2 protein-coding genes are annotated in these 4,400 nt (G+C 69.6%); one reads left to right on the forward strand and one right to left on the reverse strand.

What is annotated here, in order from left to right:
* On the reverse strand, nucleotides 1–446 hold a 446-nt coding region (locus tag KGA66_RS31900), incomplete at its 3' end, for a hypothetical protein (protein WP_312887107.1).
* Between KGA66_RS31900 and KGA66_RS28165 the strand changes: the two genes are divergently transcribed.
* On the forward strand, nucleotides 327–4,400 hold a 4,074-nt coding region (locus KGA66_RS28165; protein WP_312887106.1), incomplete at its 3' end, for an SDR family NAD(P)-dependent oxidoreductase. The two genes, KGA66_RS31900 and KGA66_RS28165, sit on opposite strands and share 120 nt — an antisense overlap.

Raw genomic sequence — 4,400 nt, forward strand, 5'->3', positions numbered from 1 at the left:
ATGGTGTGCTGACCGGGTTGGCGCGGCAGTGTGTGGATGAGGATGCTGCGGTGTTCGCGGCGGCGTTGCGTGCGAAGAGGGATGAGGGGGAGGCGTTCGCGGGGTTCTTGGCGCAGGCGCATGTGGCTGGGGTTGAGGTGGACTGGCCGGCGTTCTATGCGGGTACGGGTGCGCGGCGGGTGGGCCTGCCTACGTACGCCTTCCAGCGGGAACGCTTCTGGTTGATGCCCGGCGCCAAGGCAGGCGACCCGGCCGCCGCCGGACTGGGCCGGACCGACCATCCGCTGCTGGCCGCCGCCGTCCGCGTCGGCGACCGCGACGACTGGCTGTTCACCGGCCGCGTGTCGCAGGAGTCTGTGCCGTGGACGCAGGACCACGGCGTGCTGGGCACGATCGTCGTGCCGGGTACCGCGCTGGTCGAGTTGGCCGTCGCCGCGGGCCGGCACGCGGGCAGCCCGGTGATCGAGGAACTGGTCCTGGAAACGCCGCTGACCCTCACCGACGACCTTGCCGTCCAGGTGCAGGTGACCGTCGCCGAGGCCGACGAGGACGGCCGCCGGGAAGTGGCGATCTATTCGCGCCCTGAATCCGGTGCGACGCAGGAGACGACCTGCCATGCGCGCGGCACGCTGGTTGCCGAGGAATCCGTTACGGCGTCGTGGATTCCGGCCGAGTGGCCGCCAGTCGACGCCGAGCCGATCGCGGTCGACGTGCTCCACGCACGGCTGGCCGAACTCGGCTTCGACTACGGCCCGGCCTTCCAGGGGCTGCGCGCCGCGTGGCGCGACGGCGACGAGGTCTACGCCGAGGTAGCGCTGCCCGACGACCATGCCGCGTCGGCCGCGGGCTACGGAATCCACCCCGCGCTGTTCGACGCGTCCCTCCACGGCGGCCTGGACTGGCTGGATCTGGGCGGCGGTTCGGCGCGTATTCCGTTCTCCTGGTCGGGCGTGCGGTTCGCGCACCGCGGTGCCGCCGCGGTGCGGGTGCGGATCGCGTCCGGCGGCGAGTCGACGCTGCGCGTGGACATCGCCAGCGAGCAGGACGAACCGGTCGCGCACGTGGCCAAGCTGGCGTTCCGCACGGTTGAGCAATCGCAGTTGGAAGGTGCGCAGCGCGAGCGGCAAAGCTCGCTGTTCGAGGTCAGCTGGACCGCGATCGCGCCCGAGGACGCGGGCGAACCAGCCACGGTAGCCGTTCTCGGCACACTGGACGGCTCGGCCGGCCACTTCGCGGATCTGGCCGCGTTGGAGCGGGCCATCGCCGAAGGGGCCCCGGCGCCGCAGGTGGTTGTGGCCGCGGTGGAGAACCCGCAGCTGGCCGGCGTAGCAGCGGCGCACGCGGTGACCACCGACGCGCTGGGCCTAGTGCAGCGGTGGCTGGCCAGCGAATGGCTGCCTGAGGCGCGCCTGGTCGTGCTGACCCGAAACGCAGTCGCGGTCGGCGACCAGGCGCCGGACCTGGCGCTTGCCCCGGTGTGGGGTCTGGTGCGCAGCGCGCAATCCGAGCACCCGGGCCGGTTCCTGCTGGTGGACGCCGATTCCGACACAGTCGACTGGAGCACGCTGGCCGGCCTGGACGAGCCGCAACTCGCGGTGCGCGACGGCAGGCTGCTCGCGCCACGCCTCACCAGGGTGACCGCGCCGGGCACGCAGGTGACCGCGCCGATCGACCCGGACGGCACGGTGCTGATCACCGGTGGCACCGGCGGGCTCGGGGCGTTGTTCGCCAAGCATTTCGCGCAGCACCTGGGTGCGCGGCGGTTGGTGTTGCTGAGCAGGCGCGGCACGGCCGCGGACGGCGTCGCCGAACTGGTCGCGCAGCTGGAAGGCCTTGGCGCACAGGCGACCGTGGTGGCGTGTGATGTCTCCGATCGGGATCAGCTTGCTGAGGTGATCGGGGCATTGGAACACCCTTTGACGGCCGTGGTGCATGCCGCGGGTCTGCTTGATGACGGTGTGTCGGAAGCGCTGACGTCCGAGCAGCTGGCCAGGGTGTTGCGGCCGAAGGTGGATGCGGCGCTGCATCTGCATGAGCTGACCCGCGACATGGAGTTGTCGGCGTTTGTGTTGTTCTCCTCGGTGGCGGCGCTGATCGGCAGCCCGGGTCAGGGTAATTACGCGGCGGCGAATGCGTTCCTTGATGCGTTGGCGGCTGCGCGGCGCGCCGAGGGGCTGCCGGCCAGTTCGCTCGCGTGGGGCCTGTGGGCCGGTGCCGGCATGGGCGCCGCACTGGACGAGGCCGAGTTGGCGCGCCTTGAGCGGATGGGCGCCGGTGCACTGTCGAACGAGCTGGGTCTGGCGTTGTTCGACGAGTCCCGATTGCTGGATGCCGCGTTGTTGGTGCCGGTGCGGCTGGAACTGGGCGTATTGCGAAACCAGGCTCGCGCTGGCCTGTTGCCCGCGCTGTTGCGTGGGCTGGTGCGGATGCCGGCGAAGCGGTCCGGCGGTGCCGGTCTGCTTGCGAAGCAGCTGGCTGATTTGCCGCAGGCGGATTGGGAGCGGGTCGCGCTGGAGTTGGTGCGCGGTCAGGTCGCGGCGGTCCTCGGCTATGCGTCGCCGGACGCGGTCGGCGCTGATCGGGCGTTCAAGGAGTTGGGCTTCGACTCGCTGAGCGCGGTCGAGTTGCGTAACCGGTTGACGCAGGCCAGTGGTGTGCGGCTGCCTTCGACGCTGGTGTTCGACCATCCGACGTCTGCGGCTGTGGCCCGGTTGCTGGTGGCGCAGGTGGGCGGGGTGGACCAGGCCGCTGCGGCCAAGCCCAAGCGTGTCAAGGTGAAGTCGGATGAACCGCTGGCGATCGTGGGTATGGCGTGCCGTTATCCCGGTGGCGTCGCGTCGCCTGCGGATCTTTGGCGGCTGGTGGCCGAGGGCCGCGACGCGATCGGCGGCCTGCCGACCGATCGCGGCTGGGACCTGGACCGGCTGTATGACCCGAACCCGGATGTGCTGGGCACGATCTATACCAAGGGCGGCGGTTTCGTCGAGGGCGTCGGCGACTTCGACGCGGGTTTCTTCGGGATCAGCCCTCGCGAGGCGCTGGCGACCGATCCGCAGCAGCGGTTGGTGTTGGAAGCGGCGTGGGAGGCGTTGGAGGACGCCGGCATCGACCCGGTCTCGTTGCGCGGCAGCGACACCGGCGTGTTCTGCGGCGTCGGTCCGTCGGACTATGCCGCGATGCCTGCCGGGATGCTTCCGGAGATCGAAGGGTTCCGGCTGACCGGAGCCACCACAAGCGTGGTGTCCGGCCGTATCGCCTACAGCCTCGGGTTGGAGGGCCCGGCGGTGTCGGTGGACACGGCGTGTTCGTCGTCGTTGGTGGCGTTGCATCTCGCGTCGCAGTCGTTGCGCTCGGGCGAGTGTTCACTGGCGCTGGCCGGCGGCGTGACCGTGCTGGCCGGGCCGTTCCTGCTGATGGAGTTCAGCCGGCAGAGGGGTTTGGCGCCGGACGGCCGGTGCAAGCCCTATGCGGCGGGCGCGGACGGTACGGGTTTCTCAGACGGTCTGGGGCTGGTGGTGCTGGAGCGGTTGTCTGACGCTCGGCGCAATGGGCACCAGATTCTGGGCTTGCTGCGTGGTAGTGCGGTGAATCAGGATGGTGCGAGTAATGGGTTGACTGCGCCGAATGGTCCCTCGCAGGAGCGGGTGATCCGGCAGGCGTTGGCGAACGCGGGTCTTTCGCCTTCTGATGTGGATGCGGTGGAGGGTCACGGTACGGGCACCAAGCTGGGTGACCCGATCGAGGCGCAGGCACTGCTGGCGACGTATGGGCAAGACCGCGAGAGTGGTCCGCTGCGGTTGGGGTCGATCAAGTCGAATATCGGCCACACGTCGGCCGCGGCGGGCGTGGCCGGTGTGATCAAGATGGTGCAGGCGTTGCGGCACGACCTGCTGCCCAAGTCTCTGAACATTGACACACCGTCCCCGTACGTGGATTGGAATGCAGGGGACATCAGGCTCCTGACGGAGGCTGAGCCGTGGCCTGCCAACGGTAGGCCGCGGCGGGCCGGTGTCTCCTCGTTCGGTGTCAGTGGCACGAACGCGCACGTGATTGTGGAAGAGGCGCCTGCCGAGGAGGTGGCGCCGGTTGCCGAGGCGGTCGCGCCGTCGGTTGTGCCGGTACTGGTTTCTGCGAAGTCGGATGTGGCGTTGCGGGGGCAGGCTGGGCGGTTGCGTGCGCATCTGTTGGCGCGGCCTGAGTTGGGTGTGCGGGATGTGGGGTTTTCTGCTGCGACGTCGCGTGCGCGGTTTGATCAGAGGGCTGCGGTGGTTGCTGGGGGGCGGGAGGATCTGCTTTCGGGTTTGGCTGCGCTTGAGCGTGGTGAGCCGGGTTCGGGTGTGGTGGCTGGTTCGGTTGTTGGGGGTAGGACGGCGTTTTTGTTTTCGGGTCAGGGTGCGCAG

The sequence above is a fragment of the Actinocrinis puniceicyclus genome (assembly GCF_018283645.1).
GTDB lineage: Bacteria > Actinomycetota > Actinomycetes > Streptomycetales > Catenulisporaceae > Actinocrinis > Actinocrinis puniceicyclus.